Raw genomic sequence first — 19,825 nt, 5'->3', positions numbered from 1 at the left:
CGCGGTTCCGAAGGCCGCCGGCTTCGGCGCAGCGGCGACCGGCGCCGGAGCAGGCTTGGGGGCGGGCGCCGGAGCGACGGCGGCAGGCTTGGCCGGGGCCGGCTTGGCGCCGGTGAGCTTGCCGATCAGGGAGTCGAAGGCGGCCCAGAAGCCGGAGCGCTTGTTGTTCGTTTCCATAAGAATCTCATGGTAGGAGCCGGCCACGCTGACGAATTCGCCCTCGGGCAAGTGTGATGCGACCGATCGTTGGGCGTCGTCGAGGACAAGCTTGTCGTCTTCGGCCGAAACGATGACCACGGGGATCTTGACGCTCCGCAGGTTTGCGGGATTGGCGAGGTAGGCGGTGGCGCGGAACGCGAAATCGAGCCAGCCCCAGGTGGGGCTGCCCAGCGCCAGGTCCCGATTGGCCGCCACCTGCGCCCGGGTGCGTGCGAACCGGACGGGATCGTGGGTGAGGACATTGCCCTCGAAGACTTCGTTGAACGGGTCGGCCGGCTGGTCCTGAACATAGCGGCCGCCACGGCCGATCAGGCTCTGGAAGCCGGCCATCAGCTTGGCCTGGTAAAGCGGCGTGGTTCCTGTCCGCACCCCAAGCATCGGCGCGCAGAGCACGGCGCCGGCAAAGCGGGGGGACTCGCCCTTGGCCAGCGCCAGCAAGGTCAGACAGCCGCCCATGGAATGGCCGACCGCGATCCAGGGCTTGGGCAGCCGCGCCTCGAAGGCCGCCAGGATGGCGTGGTAGTCGTCGACGAAGGTCTGGTAGCCGTAGGCGTGGCCCTTCAGCCGGTCGGGCAGTTCGCGATGGGACAGGCCCTGGCCGCGCCACTCCTGGACCAGCACCGTGAATCCCCGGCCGGTGAGATCCTCGACCACCTCGAAATACTTCTCGATGTGTTCGGTGCGGCCAGTGCTCAGCACCACCGAGCCCCGCGAGGCGCCCTTGGGCTTGAACAGGGCCGCGCGCAGTTTCGCGCCGCCGGAGCTGACGACCCACTCGGCCGCGCCACCCGCAGGGATGGGGGCGCTGGGGATGGAGACCAGGGGTGCGGCCTCAGCCATGCTCGGCCACCATCTTGGAGAAAAGCTGCTGAACCTGGGGCTGCAGAGACATGGCCAGGCCCATGTCGGAGAGTCTCATGCGCCCCTTCATCACCGCGGTCATGGGATCGAGCTCGCGCTTGCCCATGGCCTTCATGTCGTTCTGGCTGACGGTGATGGTCAGGTCTGCGGGCTTGTCGTCATTGCTCACGACCCCGCCGTCGATGTGGATGAAGCCTTCGCCCTTGAGGTCGAACTTCACGGATTTGCCAAGGCCGGAGTCGTCGCCGACCCCCGTCCGCACCCGTTCCGTCAGTTCCTGCAAGCTCGCCAAGGATTCGGCCCTACCCGGTGGATGAGGGGGGCACCTTCGCCTCTCGGGCGATTGATGTAAACGGCGACGCTTTTCACAGAGTTGGCGAGGGGTTTGCGCGGCCCGTATCAGCCCGGCTTGACCGGAGCGGGACAGGCGTCGCCCAAGCGGCGCGCATCGGTGGTGAAGCGGCCCCCCAACGGCAGGCCGGCATAGGTGGTGTCCACTTCGGCAACCATCTTGAACGTGCTGGGCGAATAGGAGCCCGTCGCCTCGATGGCGACCCGGCGGCCCTTCTTGCTGGCGCAGGTTCCCTTCAGGGTGATCTTGCCGTCCTGGAAGACCCGGGTCGGATAGGTGCAACTGTAGTGGCGGTTGCTGGGACCCAGGGTGAACTTGGCCACCTCCGAGGGCGTGATGCAGCGCCGCTCCTTCTTGGTCTGGCTGATCACCGCCTGGACCTTGTTGGTGACTTCCCAATAGCCGGGCTGGATGGTCGGCTCCTCGGCGACGGCCGCGGCCGAAGACGCGACGGCGGCCAAGGTGATCAGTCCTGCAGTGAGGATGCGCAACATGTTCCAGCTCTCGATCCGAATGATGCTGACAGAATAGCGCATCAAGGTGGCTCATTCCTGACCCGGTGTTTCGGGTCCCGTTCATCTTGCACATTGGGGACGCGGCGCGCATAGTTGAGAACGCTTCGCAATAACGAGGAGGCCGTCATGAAGACGCTGGAACTCACCGACCTGGATCAGATCTACCGCCGGCCGGGCAAGCTGGTGATCGACAAGGCCCTGGCTGCTGTCGACAGGCACGGCAAGAGCTTCATCGCCCTGTCGCCGTTCTGCGTGGTGTCCTCGGCCGGCCCCGACGGATCGATCGACGTCTCGCCGCGCGGCGGGGAGCCCGGCTTTGTGCATGTCAGCGAGAACGGGCTGACGCTGTTCCTGCCCGACCGGCCGGGCAACAACCGCCTCGACACGCTCCGCAACCTGCTGGCCGGATCTGGCCGCATCGGCTTGATGTTCATGATCCCCGGCTTCGACGACGTCTATCGGGTGAATGGCAAGGCGAGCGCCAGCGCCGATCCCGACTTGTTGGGGGCGTTCGTGGAGTTCGGGAAGACCCCGCGCCTGGTGCTGTCGATCACCGTGGAGGAGGCCTTCTTCCACTGCCCCAAGGCGATCATGCGCGGCAGACTATGGGACCCCGAGGCCCAGGTGGACCGCTCCGCTCTGCCCAGCCTGGCGGAGGTCATCTTCGACCAGCTGAACATGGGTGAGGTGCCGGTCACCAACGAGGTGATCCTCGCCGACTACAAGACCCAGCTCTGATCGCCGCACGTCAGGGGCGGAAGGTCAGCCTGCCCATAGAGCGTCGATGCCCGATTTCACCGCGCGCGCCATCTGGCGGTTGATGGCGGCGGCGCCTGTGAAAGGTTTGTGCGCCTGAGTGAAGACGGCCACGGCGTAGCGCGCGCCGTCGGGCCAGGTGATCACGCCCACCTCATTGCGCACGCGCCCGAACAGGCCGCCGCTCTTGGCGGCCAACGCCCCGCCGTCCGGCACCGCCGCCTCCAGGCGTCGGGTGACCTGCTGGTCCATCACCTCGCGCAACATGGCGCAGGCCTGCGGCATGGCCGCGGTGTCATTCCAGATGGCGGCCAGCAGCGTGGTCATATCCCTCGCCGTGGTCCGAGAGCCGCGCGCGGGATCAAGCGCAGAGACCGCGGCGATACGGGCGGGGTCCGTGCCGCCGGCCTGGGCGGCGGGGCCCAGCTTGCCCGACTGAGCGGCCAGCAGCTCGGCGTAGTTCCGGAACTCCAGCTCCACCGCCATGCTGTCCAGCATCGTCCTCAGGTCGCTGACGATCCGGGTCTCCCGGCAGCCGCAGCTGACGGCCCGCGCATTGATCGCGTCGAGGCCGACCCGGCCGATCAAGAGGTCGGTGGCGGCATTGTCGCTGAGGGTCAGCATCATCCGGGCGAGGTCGCGCAGGGACAGGCGTACGGGATCCTGAAAGTTCGACAGCCCCACCGGACCGGGCGTCACGACAGCCGGGCGCAGGTCCACCTGCTTGGCCGGATCGATCTCACCTTCCGCCGCACGCGCATAGAACTCCAGGGCCACCAGGACCTTGAAGACCGAGGCTGGGACCACGGGCCGGTCGGGCTCGAACCCTGCCTCCGCGCCGGTGTCCAGGTCGAGGACGTGCAAGGCGCCGTCGCAGCCGGCCGCGGCGAAACCGGCGGCGATCTCGGAGATGTCGGGGGCAGCCATACGAATCAGGTCGGCTTGACGAAGCGCAGGGTCATCCGGTCGCTCTCGCCGATCTCGTCATACTTGGCATGGTTGAAGGTCGGATCGGCTGGCTGGCCCCGCGGCGAGGACCGGCGTACCGGCGGCAGGGTCCAGACCCCGAAGGGATGGTCCTTGGTGTCCTTGGGGTTGGCGTTGATCTCCGAGGTCTTGTCGAGGATGAACCCGGCCTCCTTGGCCAACTGAATGGCGTAGGCCTGCTGTACATAGCCGTCGCCAGCCAGCACGTCCTGCACGATGCCGGCCGAGGCCCGATGCTCCTCGACCCCCAGCACGCCGCCCGGCTTGAGGGCCACGAAGGCGTCATGAAAGGCCTTCTCGGCGATGCCGGCGGCCATCCAGTTGTGCAGGTTGCGAAGGAAGAGAACCAGGTCGGCCGAACCGGCCGGGGCCACCGCGCCGCTGGTGGGGCCAAAGGAGGTGATCTCCACGTCGCCATAGAGCTTGGGCTTGGCGCGCAGCTTGCGGCGATAGGCGGCGACGATCTCGGCGGCGGCCGGTTCGCCGGGGTCATTGGTCTGCAGGTCGGCGGCGAACAGCTTCCCGTCGGTGGCCGCCAGATAAGGGGCCAGGATATCGGTGAACCAGCCCGCCCCGGGCCAGAATTCCACCACCGTTTGCCCCGGCGCCAGGCGGAAGAACTCCAGCGTCTCCACGGGATGGCGCCACAGATCGCGCGCCTTGTCGGTGGGGTCGCGCCAGGCGCCGGCCACCACCTGGTCAAGGGTCATGGGGCCAGCCTTGGCGGTTGGCGGCTTGTCGGCCTTCTTGCCGCAGGCGGCGAGCGCCAGTGTCGAGCCGATCATCGCGCGCCGCGACAGAGAAACCGTTGAGAGCATTACGAAACCGCACCCCTATCGAAACGCCTCACCGCAGTAGACTGCGTTGGAAGGGCGGTCAAAAACCGCGCCCGTCAGCGAGGTTTGACGAAGCGTAGGGTCATGCGGTCGCTCTCACCGATGGCGTCGTACTTGGCGCGGTCAAAGGCGGGATCGGCGGGCTTGCCACCCTGGCTGCTGGTGCGCGACGGCGGCAGGGTCCAAACGCCGAAGGGATGGTCCTTGGTGTCCTTGGGGTTGGCGTTGATCTCGGAGGATGCGGCCAGCTTGAAGCCGGCCTTCTCGGCGGCCGCCACCACGGTCGCCGTGGCGACGTAGCCGTCTCGGGCGTCGGCGTTCTGCGGCCGGGGATCGGCGCGGTGTTCCTCCACCGCCAGCACGCCGCCCGGCTTCAGCACCGTGTAGAAATCGGCCATCGCCTTGTCGAGCATCGGCGGCTGCCAGAGCCAGTTGTGGATGTTGCGGGCGGTGATGACCATGTCGGCCGAGGCCTGCCCCAGCGGCTTGGACTCCGTCCCGAAGTTGACGAGGCCGACCTTCCCGAACTTGGCCTCATCGGCGTACTTGGCCTCAAAGGCGGCCCGGCCCTTGCGGGCGCCGTCGGAGAGCTTCGCATTGTCCAGGTCGGCGGCGCTGGCGATGTAGGTCCCGCCCGTGGCCTTGGCGTAGGGCGCCAGGATCTCGGTCCAGTAGCCGCCGCCGGGCGAGATCTCGATAATGGTCTGCTTGGGCTTCACGCCCCAGAAAGCCAGGGTTTCGGCGGGATGGCGGGCGCCGTCACGGGCGTTGTTGGCCTCGGTGCGGACCGGGCCGGCGACGGCGGCCTGCAGCGCCTTGTCCTCGGCATGGGCGGTGGGCGCCAGGCTGATGAGCGCGACGGCGGAGAGCAGGGCGAGCGAGCGGGCGGACATCCGTGAAACCTCAAGGTGTTTGGAAGGTGCGGCGACCCTAATGGCCAAGCCTTTCCTGGCAAGGGGCCACGCCATGACGTTTGCGTCAGAACAAGCCCTTGAAGCGGCGAAACCGGTTCCTACCTAATCACTCGAAGGCGCTGGATTTCCGGGCCTTCCAGGCGGCGCGAGACTTCGGTGCGTGCTGAACCTGCATCCCTGACCTGCAACCTTGCTTAAGCCAAGAAGGATGTCACCACATGCGTACTGTTGATTTCGCCCCCCTCTATCGCTCCGTCGTGGGCTTCGACCGGCTCGCGGCCCTGCTCGAGACGGCCACCGCGGAGGCCGCCACCGGCTATCCGCCCTACAACATCGAGCGCACCGACGAGAACGCCTACCGCATCGAGATCGCGGTGGCCGGTTTCCGTTCCGATGAACTCAATATCGAGGTGAAGGAAAACCTCCTCACCGTCCAAGGCCGCAAGGCCGCAAACGACGACCAGCGCAGCTTCCTGCACCGCGGCCTCGCCGAGCGTGACTTCGAGCGACGGTTCCAGCTGGCCGACTATGTGGTGGTCACCGAGGCCAAGCTCTCCGACGGTCTGCTGGCCATCTCCCTGGTGCGCGAACTCCCCGAGGCCCTCAAGCCCCGCCGGATCGACATCGCCACGGGCGAGACCGCCCCGCTGATCGAAGGTGAAAAGGCCGCCTAAGCCCCCCCCTTAGGCTGGCCCACTGGAAGGGCGGCGCGGCGACGCGCCGCCCTTTTCCGTGCCCATTGCTGCAGACCGACGCGTCCAGACAGCCAATTGTATTCACCCTGAAACACAAAGGTTTCAGAGGAGAAATGTCATGAACTGAAGATGATCTTTCGCGTTCAGACCGGGATCAGATCGGTGATGACATATTCAAATCACAAGAACAGTCTATGGAGTTCGCAATGAAGACCATTTGCGGCGGGGCGCGCGCCCTCTCTTTGCTGGCCGGAACGGCCGCTTCCGCTGCGCCGCACGCCCATGATGATCGCCAACAGCAACCAAGTGTCGCCGCCCGGGAACCCTCGCTGCTCCTGGTCGCGCTGACCCCTAGAAGGACAGCATGAAGAGCTTTGTCTCCACCGTCGGTCTCGTCGCCCTCATGGCGCTCGCCGCCTGCGCCCCAAAGGCTGAGAAGAGCGTCGCGGCGATCGATCCCAGGACCTCGGCGACAGCCACCCCGGTCCGCCTGGCCGAGCCCCGGACGCTTGACGATATGCTGGCCCATGCCCGGGAGCGGTTCGCCGCAGCCGACCGGAACCAGGACGGCAAGGTGACCACCGAGGAACTCGAACAGGCGCGCGCGGACCGGGACGTGTCCGGGCCTCGCTGGGGCGCCGGCGGACGGTTGATGCGCGCCGACACCGACACCGACGGAAAGATCACCCAGGCCGATGTCGAAGCCCATGCCCGCGACCGCTTCATCCGGCTGGACGCCGACAAGAACGGGATCGTGACCGGCGCGGAGATGCGCGCGGGCCTCCGTCCGCCCGACAATTAAAATGTCCCGTGCCGACCCTCGCCGGCCGCGAACCGGGCCGCGCCCTGCGCCGCTGACCCGGACCTGAGAGTGTCGCGGCCAAGGTCGGCTTCGTTCAACGTGGCCGCGTCCCAGTCCATCGACCATTGGGCGATGGCTGAGGCGCGATCGCTGCGCAGGCAGGCCTGGGGGAAGGCTGAGAGCTGGCCGGCCAACTCCAGGGCGCTCTCCAGCGCCGCACCCTTGGGCACAAGCCGATTGGCCAGGCCGATAGCGTAGGCTTCCGCCGCCTCGACAGGTCGCCCGGTCAGGATCAGGTCCATGGCGCGCGAGTGTCCGATCAGCCGCGGCAGGCGCACGGTCCCGAGATCGATCAGCGGCACGCCGAACCGGCGGCAAAACACCCCGAAGATCGCCCCCTCCGCGGCCACCCGCAGGTCGCACCAGGCCGCCACCTCAATGCCGCCGGCCACCGCGTGGCCCTCGATGGCAGCGATCACCGGCTTGGAGAGTTCCAGGCGCGTGCAGCCCATGGGGCCAAGGTCGCCCTCGCGATGCACGGGATTGCCCCGCCCCTCGCTGACGCCCTTGAGATCGGCGCCGGCGCAGAAGGCCCCGCCCCGCCCCTGCAGGACAGCGACATCCAGGTCCGGGTCGGCGTCAAAGGTCTTGAAGGCGTTATAGAGTTGTTGAGCCGTTGGCGCGTCGACAGCGTTGCGCGCCTCCGGCCGCTCGATGGTGACGATGGCGATCCGGCCGCGGGTTTCCACACTGACAGTCTGCACGGGAGCCTCCTCTCGGGTTGAAAGGTCAGGCTACGCCTCTGACGTGGCGTCAGCGAAGGCTCAGGCCGCCGCGCGGGCGAGCTCGAAGCCGAGGGTCGCGTGCAGCTGCACGTCGCGGACGCTGGCTCCGCCAAGCCTGGCCGCGGTGAGGTCGCAGCCGCGCAGGTCGGCGCCGTCCAGGATCGCCCCGGTCATGTCGGCCCCTTGAGCCAGGGCGTAGCGGACATTGGCCCGTTCGAAGTTGGCGGGGGTCTGGCGGGTCGCATTGAGGGGCAGGGGCGCGAAGATGGCGCCCCGCAGGTCGGCCTTGGTGAGGTTGGCGCCGGTCAGCCGCGCCCCACGGGCGTCGGCGTCCGACATGCGAACGCCGCGCAGGTCGGCTGCCTCCAGATTGGCGCCCTGCAGGTGGACGCCGGTGAGATCGAGCCCGACCATGATCGCGCTCTTGGCGCTCATGGCGCTGAGCCGCAAGCCCCGCAGGCGGCCGGCCAGCGGCCTTAGATCCTCCTGGTCGAAGGTCGCGGGTTTTCCCTCACGACCGCCAGTCTGGCACCAGAGATGGTTGGCCTGGGCGCGAGCGAACAGTTCCTCGGCCCGTTCGACGACTTCGGCGCTGGGGGCGCTCATGGCGCCGGCCATGTTGGCGCCGTAGGTCCGGGCCTGGGCCACATCGACCCCGGTCATGGTCGCGAAGGAAAGGTTCGCGCCCTCGAAATTGGTGTTGGCCACATCGGCGCCGTCCAGCATGGCGCCCGACAGATTGGCGTCCTTCAGGTTTGCCCCGGACATCTTGGCGCCCTTGAGGGAACAGTCACTGAAGTCCGAGGCGAAGACCGAGGCGTCGTTGAGCTGGGAACCGTCCAGGGTGGCGCCGGCGAAGATGGCGTTGTCGAGCTGACCCTCGCGGGTTTCGTGGACCACCGAGGCCAGGCCCTTGGAGGGGTGTGGGATGGCGACATGACCAACGCGGAAATCGGCCTGGGTCAGGTCGGCCTGGGACAGGTTGGCGCCCCGCAGACAGGCGCCGCGCAGGTCGGCGCGAACAAGGCGCGCGCCGCGCAGATCAGCCTTTCGCAGGTCGCAGCCGAACAGAATGGCGCGTTCCAGATTGATCCCGGCCATCTTCGCCCCGTCGAAGATCGAGGCTGAAACATCGGCGTCCGACAGGTTGCGGCCGGCCAGGTCGGCCCCCGACAGATCCACGAACTTCAGGATCGCACGCTTGCCGCCGGGCCGGCCGGCGATGAACTTTTCATGGCTGGAGACCATCAGCTCGATCTCGCCGGGAGAGAGCTTTCTTCGACCGGACAAGGTGATGCTGGACATGCGGTCTGGCTCTTTGGCGAACGACGATCCTTCAGACCTGTCTAGACCCCAGATGCAACCGAACCCTTAAGCGGCCAGCAAGATGATCAAATTGTCTCGCCCAGACCTCGCGCGCCCCACTTCTGGGCGCCGGTGAGGTTTGCCTGCCGCAACTGGGCGTTCGTGAAGTTGGCGCGACTCAGATCGGCGTCCACCAACAGCACATGTCGCAGGTCTGCTCGGGCCAGGTCGGCGTTCTTCAGACTGGCGCCGGTGAGGTTACAGGGCAGGATGCGGTCCCCTCCCAACAGCAGCGGACCCATCTGCGCATCGCGCAGGTCGGCGCTGGCCAGCTTGGCGCCCATGATCCGCGCACCCCGCAGGTCGGCGCGCCGCAGGTTGCAGGCCCGCAGGTCGGCGCCCTCCAGATTGGCGCCCTGAAGCTGCACGCCCTCCATGTCGAGGCCGTAGAACACCGCCCCCTTGGCCGACAACGCGGTCAGGTTGAAGCCGCGCACTGTCTCGAGCGCGCGCAGGTCGGCGTTGTCGAACACACTGGGCGAGCCCTCCGCCCCGCCGGTCTCGCACCAACGCGCGTGGTCGCGGATCATGTTCTTGTAGGGCAGGTCTGCAACCGCCTTGCCCGAGGGCTGGTCGGTGAGCGCGCCGCGCATGTCGGCCTGGCTGACGTTCCAGGAAAAGGTCTTGGCGCCCACCAGGATACAATCGCGCAGGTCCGCGCCCGCGAGGTCGGCGCCGGAGAGGTCGGCGCCGGCCATGTTGGCGCCGGTGAGCGTGCATTGCTTGAGGTTGGCCCTAACCAGCTTGGCGTCCTTGAGCACCGCATCGGTAAAGTCGGCCCGCACGGCCATGACCCCCGACAGCCGCGACCGCTCCAGGTTGGCGCCGGCCAGGATGGCGCCTTGCATTTCGCCCACCCGGTTGTGGTGCTCCATGACCTTCAGGCCATGGACACGGTCCACCGAGGCGATCGCGCCTTCACGCAGATCGCATTCGAACAGGTCGGCGCCGGTGAGGTTGGCGTTGCGCAGGCAGGCGCCGCGCAGATCGGCCCGCCGCATGGAGGCCTCGGTGAGGTTCGCGTTCTGCAGGTCCGCGCCGAACAGGTTGGCATGGTCCAGGCGCGCACCCTGAAGCTGACAATCGGAAAGGATCGCGCCGGTGAAATCGCCGTCGCACAGATTGCGGCCGCGCAGGTCCAACCCCGTCAGATTTCTCCAGGCGAACACCGCCCGGGCGCCGCCGGGCTTGGAGGTCCAGAGCCGGTCGTGCTTGGCGCAGATGAGGTCGACCTCAGCCTGGGTGAGGGGCTGGAGATCCTGGATGGTTGCGGTTTGAAGCGACATGGGAGGCTGGGGGAACCCTGAACTTAACTATCCCCAGAATAGGTTCTCGTAATTAACACGCTGTTTCCGCGACTTAGCGAAAATCAGGGTGAAGAATCATTAAGCCTTGGGCGGCTCATAGTCGGCGTAGAGGCTCTCAGCCTCGGTCTGCAATAGGCCCAGTTCCACCACCATGCCCGCGGCCCGCAACCGGTCAGTCCCCCGCCCCGACGCATAGGTTGAGGCGTCCGTGCAGGCGATGACGACACGCGAAATCCCTGACGCCACAAGCCGTTCCGAGCATGAGGCGGTCCCGGCGGACCTCTGGCCGCAGGGTTCCAGCGTGACATAGGCGACCGCGCCGCGGGCGGCCCTGCCCGCTTGATCGAGAGCCTGTTCCTCCGCGTGCGGACGGCCGCCGATCTGAGTGACACCCTCGCCGACCACCGCACCGTCGGCCACAATGACGCACCCCACCGTCGGGTTAATGGCCGTCTTCCCAAGGTGGGTGCGGGCAAGCGCGATGGCGCGGCGCATGTGGTCTTCATCGGTCATGCCAGGGTTGTGAGGCGCCCACCGCACTCCCCGCAACCCCGCGTGGTTGAGCCCCCATCGCCTCTCGCCCATAGTCGGGTCTGGACGGGAGGGGCTTCGTGACCGACGCACTGGTGATCAAGGGCCTCAACAAGACCTTCCGGACGCCCGCCGTGGACGACCTGAACCTGACCGTGCGTTCGGGTGAACTCTACGCCCTGCTGGGGCCCAACGGGGCGGGCAAGACCACAACTCTGCGCATGGTGGCGGGGCTGTTGAAACCCGACACCGGGTCGATCCGGGTGTTCGGCGTCGATGCGCTCGCCGACCCCATGGCCGCCAAACGGCTCATCGCCTGGGCGCCGGATGAGCCGATGCTCTACGACCGCCTGACGCCCCTGGAATATCTGGAATTCGTGGCCGGGCTCTGGGGCGTCGAGGCCGGGACGGCCCGCGCGCGGTCGGAGGAACTGTTGCGGATGCTGGGCCTTTGGGACGAACGCGGGCGCCGCTGCGAGGGCTTCTCCCGGGGCATGAAGCAGAAGACGGCCCTGGCCGGCGCCCTGATCCACGATCCCAGGCTGCTGATCCTCGATGAGCCGCTCACCGGCCTGGACGCCGGCGCCGCGCGCCAGGTTAAGGACCTGCTGACCGCCCGCACGCGGGCCGGCGCCACGGTGATCCTCACCACCCACATCCTGGAGGTGGCCGAGCGGATGGCCGACCGCATCGGCATCATCCAGCACGGTCGCCTGCTCACCGAGGGGCGCCTGGACGAACTTCGGGCCCGCGCCGGTGACGGCGCCGCCAGCCTGGAGGATCTGTTCCTCGATCTCACAGGGCAAGCCGAGACTGCGCCCGCGTGATCGCCGCGCCGGGATCGACCCTCTGGCTGCTGGCCCACGAGATGCGGCTGGGCTGGCGCACCCTGCTGGCCAAGCGTGGCGAGAACCGCCGCGGCGGTTGGATCGCGCTGGCCAGCGTCGGGCTGGTGACCCTGGTAGGCGGGGTGCCCATCGGCCTGATGCTGCGCCGGGTGGAGGTGAGTGTCAGCCCCACTGGCATCCTGCTGGCCGACGCCATCCTGGCGGTGATGTTCAGCCTGATGCTGTCCCAGACCTTGGCCGCCGCCGCCGATGTCCTCTACGACCGGGGCGACCTTGACCTGCTGTTCTCTTCGCCGATCGACCCGCGCAAGGTGCTGACCGTGCGGTTCGCGACCATCGCCCTGAACCTGTTCCTGGTGTTCTCGGCCTTCCTCGGCCCCTTTCTGATCCCCATCGCCCTGATCGGCCACCCCGCCTGGCTATCGGCCTTCCTGGTGCTGGCGGCGGTGGCTATCGCCGCCACCGCCTGCGGCCTGGTCGTGGCGATGGGCATGTTCGCCGCCATCGGCCCGCGCCGGACCCGCACCATCGCGCAGGTCGCCTCGGCCTTGATTGGAGCGGGATTCTTCCTCGTCACCCAGGCGCGAAACATCTTCGGCGGGTCGGTGGGATCGGTCTGGAACGACCTGTTGGCCGCTGCGACGGACCCGCGCTTCGTGATGCCGCCCGGCGCCGACCTGCCCCTGCGCGCGCTGTTGGGGGATCCCGTCGCGGTGCTGATCCTGCTGGCCGTCGCGCTGGCGATGTTCACAGGCGTCTCCCTGTGGCTTGGCGCGCGCTTCGCCGCCGATTCAGCGGCGGCGGCGGGGGCGGAGGCCAGCGCGGTGAAGGCGCGCACCAAGCCGGTGGCCTTCACGGGCGGCGCCTTCGCGGCCACCGTGCGCAAGGAACTGCGGCTGATGAGCCGCGACGCGGCCCTGATGTCCCAGGTGATGCTGCGGGTGCTGTATCTGCTGCCGCTAGGTTTCCTACTGGTGCGCAACGCCGGGAGCCATTCGCTCCTCGCCCTGCCGGGCGGGGCCGCGGCCCTGACCTTCGTGGCCGGGCAGGTCGCCGCGAGCCTGGCCTGGATCACCGTTTCGGCCGAGGACGCTCCGGACCTGATCGCCTGCGCGCCGACCCCTATCGCAAGCGCGCGCCGGGCCAAGCTGACCGCCGCCTTCATTCCCGTCGCGGTCCTGCTGACGCCGATCCTGGCCGTCCTGGTCGTGCTGGAGCCCGGGGTCGGTCTGGCCGCCGCCGTCGGCTGTACCGCCGCGGCCCTCGCCAACGGCCTGATCAACATCTGGTATCAGCGGCCGGCCAAGCGCTCGGAGTTTCGCCGCCGCCGCGGTTCCAGCTGGTTCTCCACCCTCGCCGAGGTGGTTGTGGGCGGCAGCATCGCCGGGGCCACAGGTCTGGCCGCCGCCGGTCAGCTCTGGGCGGCGATCCCGGCCGCGGTGGCGGGACTACTGCTGCTGATCATGCGCCGCTCCGACGCCCAGATCGCCCAGGCCCTCCGGGTGGCCGTGCGTTAAGCCCCGTAGGTCGGAAGCTTGGTCGCGCGGGCCTCGTCGAGATAGCGAGCCGAGACGGGCTTCAGGGCGGCGTCCAGTTCGATCAGCAGCGGATTTCCGGTGGGCACCTCCACGTCGATGATCGCGTCGGACGACAGGGCGTACAGCAGCTTGACGATGGCGCGCAGGGAATTGCCGTGGGCGGCCACCAGCACCGTTTCGCCGGCGGCCAGCTTCGGCGCGATCTCGGCGGCCCAATATGGCTCGACCCGGTCCAGGGTGGTCTTCAGGCTCTCGGTGTCGGGCAGGGTCGCGCCGGCGTAGCGGCGATCCTTGGCGAAATCGAACTCGCCGCCAGGGGCGAGCGGCGGCGGCGGCACATCGTAGGAACGGCGCCAGACCTTCACCTGGTCATCACCGTGCTTGGCGGCGGTCTCGGTCTTGTTCAGGCCGGTGAGCCCGCCGTAGTGCCGCTCATTCAGCCGCCAGTCCTTGGTCTCGGGCACGAAAACCTGGCCCGCCGAGGTCAGGGCCAGCCAGCAGGTGCGGATGGCGCGGGTCAGGACCGAGGTGAAGGCGCGGTCGATCTGGATCCCGGCGGCCTTGATCAACTCACCGCCCTTGGTCGCCTGGGCCTCACCTTCGGGCGTCAGGTCCACATCCACCCAGCCGGTGAAACGGTCTTCGAGGTTCCAGCGGCTCTGGCCATGGCGCAGCAGGATCAGGGTGGGCACTGGGAAACCTCCGTTGGCTGTCGAGCCCTGCGGGCTAGGGTGCAGCGGAGAAGAGGTCAAGGGTTCGCTGGCCCGGGGCGATTCGAGCCGCTATATCGACCCGACCATGCGTGACCGCCTGTTCTTCCCCGCTATCGCCCTCGCCGCCCTTATGATGGTGGCGCTGGCCCTTGTCTGGCCCCAGGGGCTGGGCGACCGCGCGCCCGGCGTGTTTGGCCGCACCCCGACCCAGCGGACGCCTGCGGTGCAGGCGGCCATGAAGCGGGAGACCGAAGCCTCCAACAAGCGTATCAACCAGGCCCGGCAGGCGGTATCCGACCTGCAGAGCCAAGCCATAGCGCCGACCCAATGAGCGATTTCGACGCCGTGGCCGTGGGCCGGCGGGTGCTGGCCGCCGAGGCCGACGCCCTGACCCAGCAGGCCGACGGGCTCGGCGAGGCCTTCGCCAGGGCCGTCGACATCCTCTACGCCGCCAAGGGCAAGATCGTCTGTTCGGGGATCGGCAAGTCAGGGCACGTGGCGCGCAAGATCGCCGCCACCTTCGCCTCCACCGGCGCGCCGGCCTTCTTCGTTCACGCCAATGAGGCCAGCCACGGCGACCTGGGCATGATCGCCGAGGGCGACGTGGTGCTCTGCCTGTCGAAATCGGGCGAGGTGAAGGAGTTGGCCGATGTCCTTGCCTATTCCCGACGCTTCCACATCCCGCTGATCGCGCTGACCGCCGACCCGCAGAGCGCGCTGGGCAAGGCCGCTGATGTGGTGCTGCAGCTGGCCGACGCCGCCGAGGCTACTGCGGAGGTCAAGGCGCCCACCACGTCCACAACCCTCCAGATCGCGCTGGGCGACGCGCTCGCCGTCGCACTGCTGGAAAGGCGGGGCTTCACCGCGCGTGATTTCAAGACCTTCCACCCCGGCGGCAAGCTGGGCGCCATGCTGCAGACCGTGGGCGACCTGATGCACGGCGCGGCCGAACTGCCGCTCGTCGGCCTCGACACGCCCATGGCCCAGACCCTGCTGGTGATGACGGAGAAGGCGTTCGGCATCGTCGGCGTCACCGGCCCGGACGGCGCCCTGCGCGGGGTGATCACCGATGGCGACCTGCGCCGCCACCTCGACGGGCTGATGGGCCACACCGCCGGCGAGGTCATGACCCCGGGTCCGAAGAAGACCGCGCCCCCCGGCATGCTGGCCGGCGAGGCCCTGGCCCTGATGAGCGACCCCCTGCCGATGGTCACCGTGCTGTTCGTCGTGGAAGGCGCGAAACCGGTCGGAATCTTGCGAGTTCACGACCTGGTGCGCGCCGGCGTCTAGCAATCGTCACGAAACGCAAGTTTACGGCCCACGTTCGCATGGTCTTAAGGTCTCAAGACCTCTAAGACCCCTGCCGAAGACATACGATGGAGTCCTGATGCTTCCCGTTCCGCGCGCCGACCTCGTCCCCAACACCCTCGACTACGAGATCTATCCGCTGGTGAAAGCCACCGGCTTCCGGGAATACGATGCGCGCTGGCTGCTGGGGCCCGACATCAACCTGCTGGGCATCGAGGCCCTGGGCCTGGGGTTGGGGACCTATATCCAGGAGCTGGGTCAGACCAAGATCGTCATCGGCCACGACTTCCGCGCCTACTCCATCAGCGTGAAGCAGGCCCTGACCGTGGGCCTGCTGGCCGCCGGCTGCGAGGTCCTGGACATCGGCCTGGCCCTGTCGCCCATCGCCTACTTCGCCCAATTCGACCAGGACGCCCCCTGCGTGGCCATGGTCACCGCCAGCCACAACGAGAACGGCTGGACCGGCGTGAAGATGGGCGCCCAGCGGCCCCTGACCTTCGGCCCCGTCGAGATGGGCCGCCTGAAGGAGATCGTTCTGGGCGGGCTGAGCCAGATGCGGCCCGGCGGCTCCCTGACCCACGTCACCGGCGTGCCCGAACGCTATGTCGCCGACATCGTCCGCAGGGTGGCCGTGAAGCGTCCGCTGAAGGTGGTCTGCGCCTGCGGCAACGGCACCGCCGGCGCCTTTGCGCCCGACGCCTTGCGTCGCATGGGCGTTGAAGTCATCGAGATGGACTGCGAACTCGACTGGACCTTCCCACGCTACAATCCCAACCCCGAAGACCACGAGATGCTGCAGGAGATGGCCAAGGCGGTGCGCGAGCACGGCGCCGACCTGGCTCTGGGCTTCGACGGCGACGGCGACCGATGCGGCGTGGTGGACGACACCGGCGAGGAGATTTTCGCCGACAAGATCGGCCTGATGCTGGCCCGCGATCTGTCGGTTCTGCACAAGAACGCCACCTTCGTGGTGGACGTGAAGTCCACCGGACTCTACGCCACCGATCCGGTCCTGGCCGCCAACGGCGCGAAGACCGTCTACTGGAAGACCGGCCACTCCTACATCAAGCGCAAGACCGCCGAGCTGGGCGCGCTGGCCGGCTTCGAGAAGAGCGGCCATTTCTTCTTCAATGACCCGCTGGGGCGCGGCTACGACTGCGGCCTGACCGCGGCGGCCGCCATCCTGGCGATGATGGACCGCAATCCAGACAAGAAGCTCTCGCAGTTGAAGGACGCCCTGCCCATCGCCTACACCTCGCTGACCATGTCGCCCCACTGCGGCGACGAGGTGAAGTACGGCGTGGTGGACGATGTGGTGGCCGAGTACGAAGCCCTGGCCAAGGCCGGCGGGACGATCCTGGGACGGAAGATCGTCGAGGTGATCACCGTCAACGGCGTCCGCGTGGCGCTGGAAGACGGATCCTGGGTCCTGGTGCGCGCCTCCTCCAACAAGCCGGAGATCGTCGTCGTGGTGGAGAGCACCCAGTCGGACGCCGACATGCGCGCCCTGTTCCGCGAAGAGGTGAAGCCGCGCCTCGCCAAGCGGTCGGAGGTCGGCGCCTACAACCAGGAAGTCTGATCGCCCGGCGCCACTTTTGCTGCGCCGCAAAAAGATGTACCGGCCTGACGCAAGGCTGCCGAAACCTCGGGGATAGAAGATGCACGTGACGATGATTGGCACCGGCTATGTTGGGCTGGTGAGCGGGGCGTGCTTCGCCGATTTCGGCCATGACGTGATCTGCATCGACAAGGATGCCGGGAAGATCGATCGCCTGAAGGCCGGCGGCATTCCGATCTACGAGCCGGGCCTGGATCTGCTGGTGGCCCAGAACGTCAAGGCCGGCCGCCTGAGCTTCGACACCGAGGCCGCCGAGGCGGTGAAGAAGGCCGACGCGGTGTTCATCGCCGTGGGTACGCCTTCGCGCCGCGGCGACGGCCATGCCGACCTCTCCTATGTCTATGCCGCCGCCGAAGAGATCGCCGGCCTGCTGGATGGCTTTACCGTCATCGTCACCAAGTCCACCGTGCCGGTGGGCACCGGCGACGAGATCGAGCGCATCATCAAGGCCAAGCGCCCCGACGCGCAGTTCGCCGTGGTCTCGAACCCGGAGTTCCTGCGCGAGGGCGCGGCCATCGAGGACTTCAAGCGTCCCGACCGCGTCGTCGTCGGCCTTGAGGACGAGCGCGCCCGACCGGTGATGACCGAACTCTATCGCCCGCTCTATCTGAACGAGACCCCGATCGTCTTCACCAGCCGCCGCACCAGCGAGCTGATCAAGTACGCCGCCAACGCCTTCCTGGCCCTGAAGATCACCTACATCAACGAGATCGCCGACCTCTGCGAGGCCCTGGGCGCCGACGTGCAGCAGGTGGCCAAGGGCATCGGCCTGGACAAGCGGATCGGCGGCAAGTTCCTCAACGCCGGCCCCGGCTATGGCGGCTCCTGCTTCCCCAAGGACACCCTGGCGCTCGTGCGCACCGCCACCGACGCCGGCAGCCCCGTGCGGCTCATCGAGACCACGGTGGAGATCAACGACGCCCGCAAGAAGGCGATGTCCGCCAAGGTGGCCAAGGCGCTCGACGGCGACCTGGCCGGCAAGACGGTCGGGGTCCTGGGCCTGACCTTCAAGCCCAACACCGACGACATGCGCGACGCCCCGGCCCTGGATATCATCCCGGCCCTGCAGGCGCTCGGCGCCCGCATCCAGGCCTTCGACCCCGAGGGGGAAGAGGCCAAGCACATGCTGAAGGATGTGGACTTCAAGGCCGACGCCTATGAGGCGGCCACGGGCGCCGACGTTCTGGTGATCATCACCGAGTGGGATCAGTTCCGGGCGCTCGACCTGGACCGCATCAAGCTCTTGATGAAGACCCCGACCCTCGTCGACCTGCGCAACATCTACAAGCCCGAAGACCTGCGCTCGCGCGGCTTCAAATACGCCTCCATCGGCCGGGCGTAAGGCCTAGGCATACACGAGCGACGCCCGCTGGGCGTTGCTCGGACGACTCGATTCAACCCGCGACGGCGTCTAGGTCAGCAGGTTGAAGAGTTCGGTTCCGATCCAGAGCGCGCCGGCCCAGAAGGCGACGGCGAGAAGCGCGACGAAGGCGAGGCAGGCGATGGAGCTGGTCGCTCGGATCGGTCCTCGCGTCACGCCCGCAATGACGGGGTTACGCTGCATGTGTCCTCCCAGATCTCTTCTTCTTCTTCGTCCGGGCCGGTCGAGCGACCCTAACATTACGAAGCTGACATGAATTCTGGAGGTTGAACACCCCAGGAAACCCTTGGTTCAGGCGCTTCCCGGCCCACGGACCTTCAAATACGCGTGTAGCCACCCGATCTTGTCGTCGATCACCGGATGAACGACGACGCTAGGCGGCGGCTTTTTTCACGGCCCCGACGATTTCCTTGACCACATCACGGACAAGCTTTTCGTCGTCGCCCTCGGCCATGACCCGGATCAGGGGCTCGGTGCCAGACGCGCGGACCAGCAGTCTGCCGCTCCCGGCCAACCGCAACTCTGCGGCCGCCAGCACCTTCTTGACCTGGTCATCCTCCAGCGGCTTGCCGCCGGCGAAGCGCACGTTCTCCAGCCGCTGGGGCACCGGCTCGAACTGGTGAGCCAGGTCACTCATCGGCTTGTCGGTCTGCTTCAGCACCGCCAACACCTGCAGGGCCGCCAGCAGGCCGTCGCCCGTGGTGGAGAAGTCCGACAGGATCATGTGGCCCGACTGTTCACCGCCAAGGTTGAAGCCGCCCTCGCGCATCCGCACCATCACCGCACGATCGCCCACGGCCGTGCGCTCCAGCTTCAGGTCGCGGGCGGCCAGGAAGCGCTCCAGGCCCAGGTTGGACATCACCGTGGCCACCACGCCGCCGCCGTTCAGACGTTCGCGCTTGGCCCAGTTGTCGGCGATCAGGGCCATGATCTGGTCGCCATCGACCACGTGACCCTTCTCGTCGCAGATCAGCAGGCGGTCGGCGTCGCCGTCGAGCGCGATGCCGATATCGGCGCGATACTCCCTCACCGCCCGGACCATGGCCTCGGGATGGGTGGAGCCGCATTCCTCGTTGATATTGGCGCCGTTGGGATCGACCCCGATCTTGATGACCTCGGCGCCCAGTTCATAAAGCACCAGCGGCGCCACCTTGTAGGCCGCCCCATTGGCGCAATCGATCACCACCCGAAGGCCCGCCAGGCTCATGCGGCGCGGGAAGGTGGCCTTGGCGATCTCCACATAGCGCGCCTGGCTGTCGTCCACGCGGGAGACGCGGCCCAGGGCGGCCGGCGCGGCCAGGCCGTCGGCCAGGCCCTGGTCCATCAGGGCCTCGATCTCCAGCTCCCGCTCGTCCGACAGCTTGTAGCCGTCGGGGCCGAACAGCTTGATGCCGTTGTCGATGAAGGCGTTGTGCGAGGCCGAGATCATCACGCCGAGGTCGGCGCGCAGGGATCGCGTCATCATCGCCACGCCGGGCGTCGGCATCGGCCCCA

22 protein-coding genes are annotated in these 19,825 nt (G+C 67.7%); 9 read left to right on the top strand and 13 right to left on the bottom strand.

Going from position 1 to position 19,825, the window contains the following annotated elements:
- The 3 genes from AAC997_RS02710 to AAC997_RS02700 all read right to left on the bottom strand — a co-directional run.
- Positions 1-1,059 (bottom strand): alpha/beta hydrolase (locus AAC997_RS02710; protein WP_340644164.1); only part of this gene is annotated, 1,059 nt, incomplete at its 3' end.
- The gene (locus AAC997_RS02705; protein ID WP_340644163.1) at positions 1,052-1,372 is read right to left on the bottom strand and encodes an SCP2 sterol-binding domain-containing protein; all 321 of its coding nucleotides are present in this window, start codon (positions 1,370-1,372) and stop codon (positions 1,052-1,054) included. The genes AAC997_RS02710 and AAC997_RS02705, both read right to left, overlap by 8 nt.
- Before the next feature lie 107 nt (positions 1,373-1,479).
- Complete coding sequence (locus AAC997_RS02700; RefSeq protein ID WP_340644162.1) at positions 1,480-1,968, bottom strand: DUF3617 family protein; 489 nt, start codon at positions 1,966-1,968, stop codon at positions 1,480-1,482.
- Between the two features lie 105 nt (positions 1,969-2,073).
- Between AAC997_RS02700 and AAC997_RS02695 the strand changes: the two genes are divergently transcribed.
- Complete coding sequence (locus tag AAC997_RS02695; RefSeq protein ID WP_340644161.1) at positions 2,074-2,685, top strand: MSMEG_1061 family FMN-dependent PPOX-type flavoprotein; 612 nt, start codon at positions 2,074-2,076, stop codon at positions 2,683-2,685.
- 24 nt (positions 2,686-2,709) lie between these two features.
- On the opposite strand, the gene AAC997_RS02690 is transcribed toward AAC997_RS02695, so the two are convergent.
- From AAC997_RS02690 to AAC997_RS02680, 3 genes are all read right to left on the bottom strand, one after another.
- Positions 2,710-3,630 carry a serine hydrolase gene (locus AAC997_RS02690; RefSeq protein WP_340644160.1) on the bottom strand — a complete coding sequence of 307 codons (921 nt, stop codon included), beginning with the start codon at positions 3,628-3,630 and terminating at the stop codon, positions 2,710-2,712.
- Positions 3,631-3,635: 5 nt separating this feature from the next.
- On the bottom strand, positions 3,636-4,475 hold the full coding sequence (locus tag AAC997_RS02685; protein ID WP_340644159.1) for a methyltransferase: 840 nt from the start codon (positions 4,473-4,475) through the stop codon (positions 3,636-3,638).
- 107 nt (positions 4,476-4,582) lie between these two features.
- Complete coding sequence (locus AAC997_RS02680) at positions 4,583-5,419, bottom strand: methyltransferase domain-containing protein (protein ID WP_340644158.1); 837 nt, start codon at positions 5,417-5,419, stop codon at positions 4,583-4,585.
- 239 nt (positions 5,420-5,658) lie between these two features.
- Between AAC997_RS02680 and AAC997_RS02675 the strand changes: the two genes are divergently transcribed.
- Together AAC997_RS02675 and AAC997_RS02670 are read left to right on the top strand one after the other, a co-directional pair.
- Positions 5,659-6,114: an Hsp20 family protein gene (locus AAC997_RS02675; protein WP_340644157.1), complete on the top strand. Its 456-nt coding sequence runs from the start codon at positions 5,659-5,661 to the stop codon at positions 6,112-6,114.
- Between the two features lie 385 nt (positions 6,115-6,499).
- On the top strand, positions 6,500-6,937 hold the full coding sequence (locus AAC997_RS02670; protein ID WP_340644156.1) for a hypothetical protein: 438 nt from the start codon (positions 6,500-6,502) through the stop codon (positions 6,935-6,937).
- On the opposite strand, the gene AAC997_RS02665 is transcribed toward AAC997_RS02670, so the two are convergent.
- From AAC997_RS02665 to AAC997_RS02650, 4 genes are all read right to left on the bottom strand, one after another.
- On the bottom strand, positions 6,934-7,701 hold the full coding sequence (locus AAC997_RS02665) for a crotonase/enoyl-CoA hydratase family protein (protein ID WP_340644155.1): 768 nt from the start codon (positions 7,699-7,701) through the stop codon (positions 6,934-6,936). The two genes, AAC997_RS02670 and AAC997_RS02665, sit on opposite strands and share 4 nt — an antisense overlap.
- A 60-nt stretch (positions 7,702-7,761) precedes the next feature.
- The gene (locus tag AAC997_RS02660) at positions 7,762-9,027 is read right to left on the bottom strand and encodes a pentapeptide repeat-containing protein (RefSeq protein ID WP_340644154.1); all 1,266 of its coding nucleotides are present in this window, start codon (positions 9,025-9,027) and stop codon (positions 7,762-7,764) included.
- Positions 9,028-9,113: 86 nt separating this feature from the next.
- On the bottom strand, positions 9,114-10,373 hold the full coding sequence (locus AAC997_RS02655; protein WP_340644153.1) for a pentapeptide repeat-containing protein: 1,260 nt from the start codon (positions 10,371-10,373) through the stop codon (positions 9,114-9,116).
- Between the two features lie 99 nt (positions 10,374-10,472).
- The gene (locus AAC997_RS02650) at positions 10,473-10,907 is read right to left on the bottom strand and encodes a bifunctional diaminohydroxyphosphoribosylaminopyrimidine deaminase/5-amino-6-(5-phosphoribosylamino)uracil reductase RibD (protein ID WP_340644152.1); all 435 of its coding nucleotides are present in this window, start codon (positions 10,905-10,907) and stop codon (positions 10,473-10,475) included.
- A gap of 98 nt (positions 10,908-11,005) precedes the next feature.
- On the opposite strand from AAC997_RS02650, the gene AAC997_RS02645 reads away from it, so the two are divergent.
- Together AAC997_RS02645 and AAC997_RS02640 are read left to right on the top strand one after the other, a co-directional pair.
- Positions 11,006-11,752, top strand: a complete 747-nt coding sequence (locus AAC997_RS02645) for an ABC transporter ATP-binding protein (protein ID WP_340644151.1) — start codon at positions 11,006-11,008, stop codon at positions 11,750-11,752.
- Positions 11,749-13,290, top strand: coding sequence for a hypothetical protein (locus tag AAC997_RS02640; protein WP_340644150.1), 1,542 nt, complete (start codon positions 11,749-11,751; stop codon positions 13,288-13,290). The genes AAC997_RS02645 and AAC997_RS02640 overlap by 4 nt, the downstream gene beginning before the upstream one ends.
- On the opposite strand, the gene gpmA is transcribed toward AAC997_RS02640, so the two are convergent.
- Positions 13,287-14,003 (bottom strand): 2,3-diphosphoglycerate-dependent phosphoglycerate mutase, encoded by a 717-nt coding sequence (gpmA, locus tag AAC997_RS02635; RefSeq protein WP_340644149.1) that lies wholly within the window; start codon positions 14,001-14,003, stop codon positions 13,287-13,289. The genes AAC997_RS02640 and gpmA overlap by 4 nt on opposite strands.
- A gap of 106 nt (positions 14,004-14,109) precedes the next feature.
- Here gpmA and AAC997_RS02630 point away from each other — a divergent pair, with 106 nt between their 5' ends.
- The 4 genes from AAC997_RS02630 (at position 14,110) to AAC997_RS02615 (ending at position 18,292) form a co-directional block, all read left to right on the top strand.
- Positions 14,110-14,355 carry a hypothetical protein gene (locus tag AAC997_RS02630; protein WP_340644148.1) on the top strand — a complete coding sequence of 82 codons (246 nt, stop codon included), beginning with the start codon at positions 14,110-14,112 and terminating at the stop codon, positions 14,353-14,355.
- A complete protein-coding gene (locus AAC997_RS02625; RefSeq protein ID WP_340644147.1) occupies positions 14,352-15,314 on the top strand; it encodes a KpsF/GutQ family sugar-phosphate isomerase in 963 nt (320 codons plus the stop codon). Before AAC997_RS02630 ends, AAC997_RS02625 begins: the two co-directional genes overlap by 4 nt.
- Positions 15,315-15,411: 97 nt before the next feature.
- Positions 15,412-16,911, top strand: a complete 1,500-nt coding sequence (locus AAC997_RS02620) for a phosphomannomutase/phosphoglucomutase (RefSeq protein WP_340644146.1) — start codon at positions 15,412-15,414, stop codon at positions 16,909-16,911.
- 79 nt (positions 16,912-16,990) lie between these two features.
- Positions 16,991-18,292 carry a UDP-glucose/GDP-mannose dehydrogenase family protein gene (locus AAC997_RS02615; RefSeq protein ID WP_340644145.1) on the top strand — a complete coding sequence of 434 codons (1,302 nt, stop codon included), beginning with the start codon at positions 16,991-16,993 and terminating at the stop codon, positions 18,290-18,292.
- Between the two features lie 69 nt (positions 18,293-18,361).
- Here the strand turns inward: AAC997_RS02615 and AAC997_RS02610 are convergent, their stop codons facing one another.
- Entirely contained in the window at positions 18,362-18,514 is a 153-nt protein-coding gene (locus AAC997_RS02610; protein WP_215342423.1) for a hypothetical protein, read from the bottom strand.
- Between the two features lie 190 nt (positions 18,515-18,704).
- On the bottom strand, positions 18,705-19,825 hold a 1,121-nt coding region (gene glmM, locus AAC997_RS02605), incomplete at its 5' end, for a phosphoglucosamine mutase (protein WP_340644144.1).

Source organism: Phenylobacterium sp., assembly GCF_037968635.1.
In the GTDB taxonomy this organism is placed as follows: domain Bacteria; phylum Pseudomonadota; class Alphaproteobacteria; order Caulobacterales; family Caulobacteraceae; genus Phenylobacterium.
Note: the sequence above shows the minus strand (reverse complement) of the source record. Positions and strands in the feature narration are given on the sequence as shown.

What these genes read in the sequence shown, in the direction of transcription:
- AAC997_RS02615 (WP_340644145.1), top strand. Translation starts at nt 16,991, where the DNA reads ATGCACGTGACGATGATTGGCACCGGCTATGTTGGGCTGGTGAGCGGG.
- AAC997_RS02625 (WP_340644147.1), top strand. Translation starts at nt 14,352, where the DNA reads ATGAGCGATTTCGACGCCGTGGCCGTGGGCCGGCGGGTGCTGGCCGCC.
- AAC997_RS02685 (WP_340644159.1), bottom strand. Translation starts at nt 4,475, where the DNA reads ATGATCGGCTCGACACTGGCGCTCGCCGCCTGCGGCAAGAAGGCCGAC.
- AAC997_RS02670 (WP_340644156.1), top strand. Translation starts at nt 6,500, where the DNA reads ATGAAGAGCTTTGTCTCCACCGTCGGTCTCGTCGCCCTCATGGCGCTC.
- AAC997_RS02650 (WP_340644152.1), bottom strand. Translation starts at nt 10,907, where the DNA reads ATGACCGATGAAGACCACATGCGCCGCGCCATCGCGCTTGCCCGCACC.
- AAC997_RS02675 (WP_340644157.1), top strand. Translation starts at nt 5,659, where the DNA reads ATGCGTACTGTTGATTTCGCCCCCCTCTATCGCTCCGTCGTGGGCTTC.
- AAC997_RS02630 (WP_340644148.1), top strand. Translation starts at nt 14,110, where the DNA reads ATGCGTGACCGCCTGTTCTTCCCCGCTATCGCCCTCGCCGCCCTTATG.
- AAC997_RS02660 (WP_340644154.1), bottom strand. Translation starts at nt 9,027, where the DNA reads ATGTCCAGCATCACCTTGTCCGGTCGAAGAAAGCTCTCTCCCGGCGAG.
- AAC997_RS02620 (WP_340644146.1), top strand. Translation starts at nt 15,412, where the DNA reads ATGCTTCCCGTTCCGCGCGCCGACCTCGTCCCCAACACCCTCGACTAC.
- AAC997_RS02700 (WP_340644162.1), bottom strand. Translation starts at nt 1,968, where the DNA reads ATGCGCTATTCTGTCAGCATCATTCGGATCGAGAGCTGGAACATGTTG.
- AAC997_RS02655 (WP_340644153.1), bottom strand. Translation starts at nt 10,373, where the DNA reads ATGTCGCTTCAAACCGCAACCATCCAGGATCTCCAGCCCCTCACCCAG.
- AAC997_RS02610 (WP_215342423.1), bottom strand. Translation starts at nt 18,514, where the DNA reads ATGCAGCGTAACCCCGTCATTGCGGGCGTGACGCGAGGACCGATCCGA.
- AAC997_RS02695 (WP_340644161.1), top strand. Translation starts at nt 2,074, where the DNA reads ATGAAGACGCTGGAACTCACCGACCTGGATCAGATCTACCGCCGGCCG.
- AAC997_RS02680 (WP_340644158.1), bottom strand. Translation starts at nt 5,419, where the DNA reads ATGTCCGCCCGCTCGCTCGCCCTGCTCTCCGCCGTCGCGCTCATCAGC.
- AAC997_RS02690 (WP_340644160.1), bottom strand. Translation starts at nt 3,630, where the DNA reads ATGGCTGCCCCCGACATCTCCGAGATCGCCGCCGGTTTCGCCGCGGCC.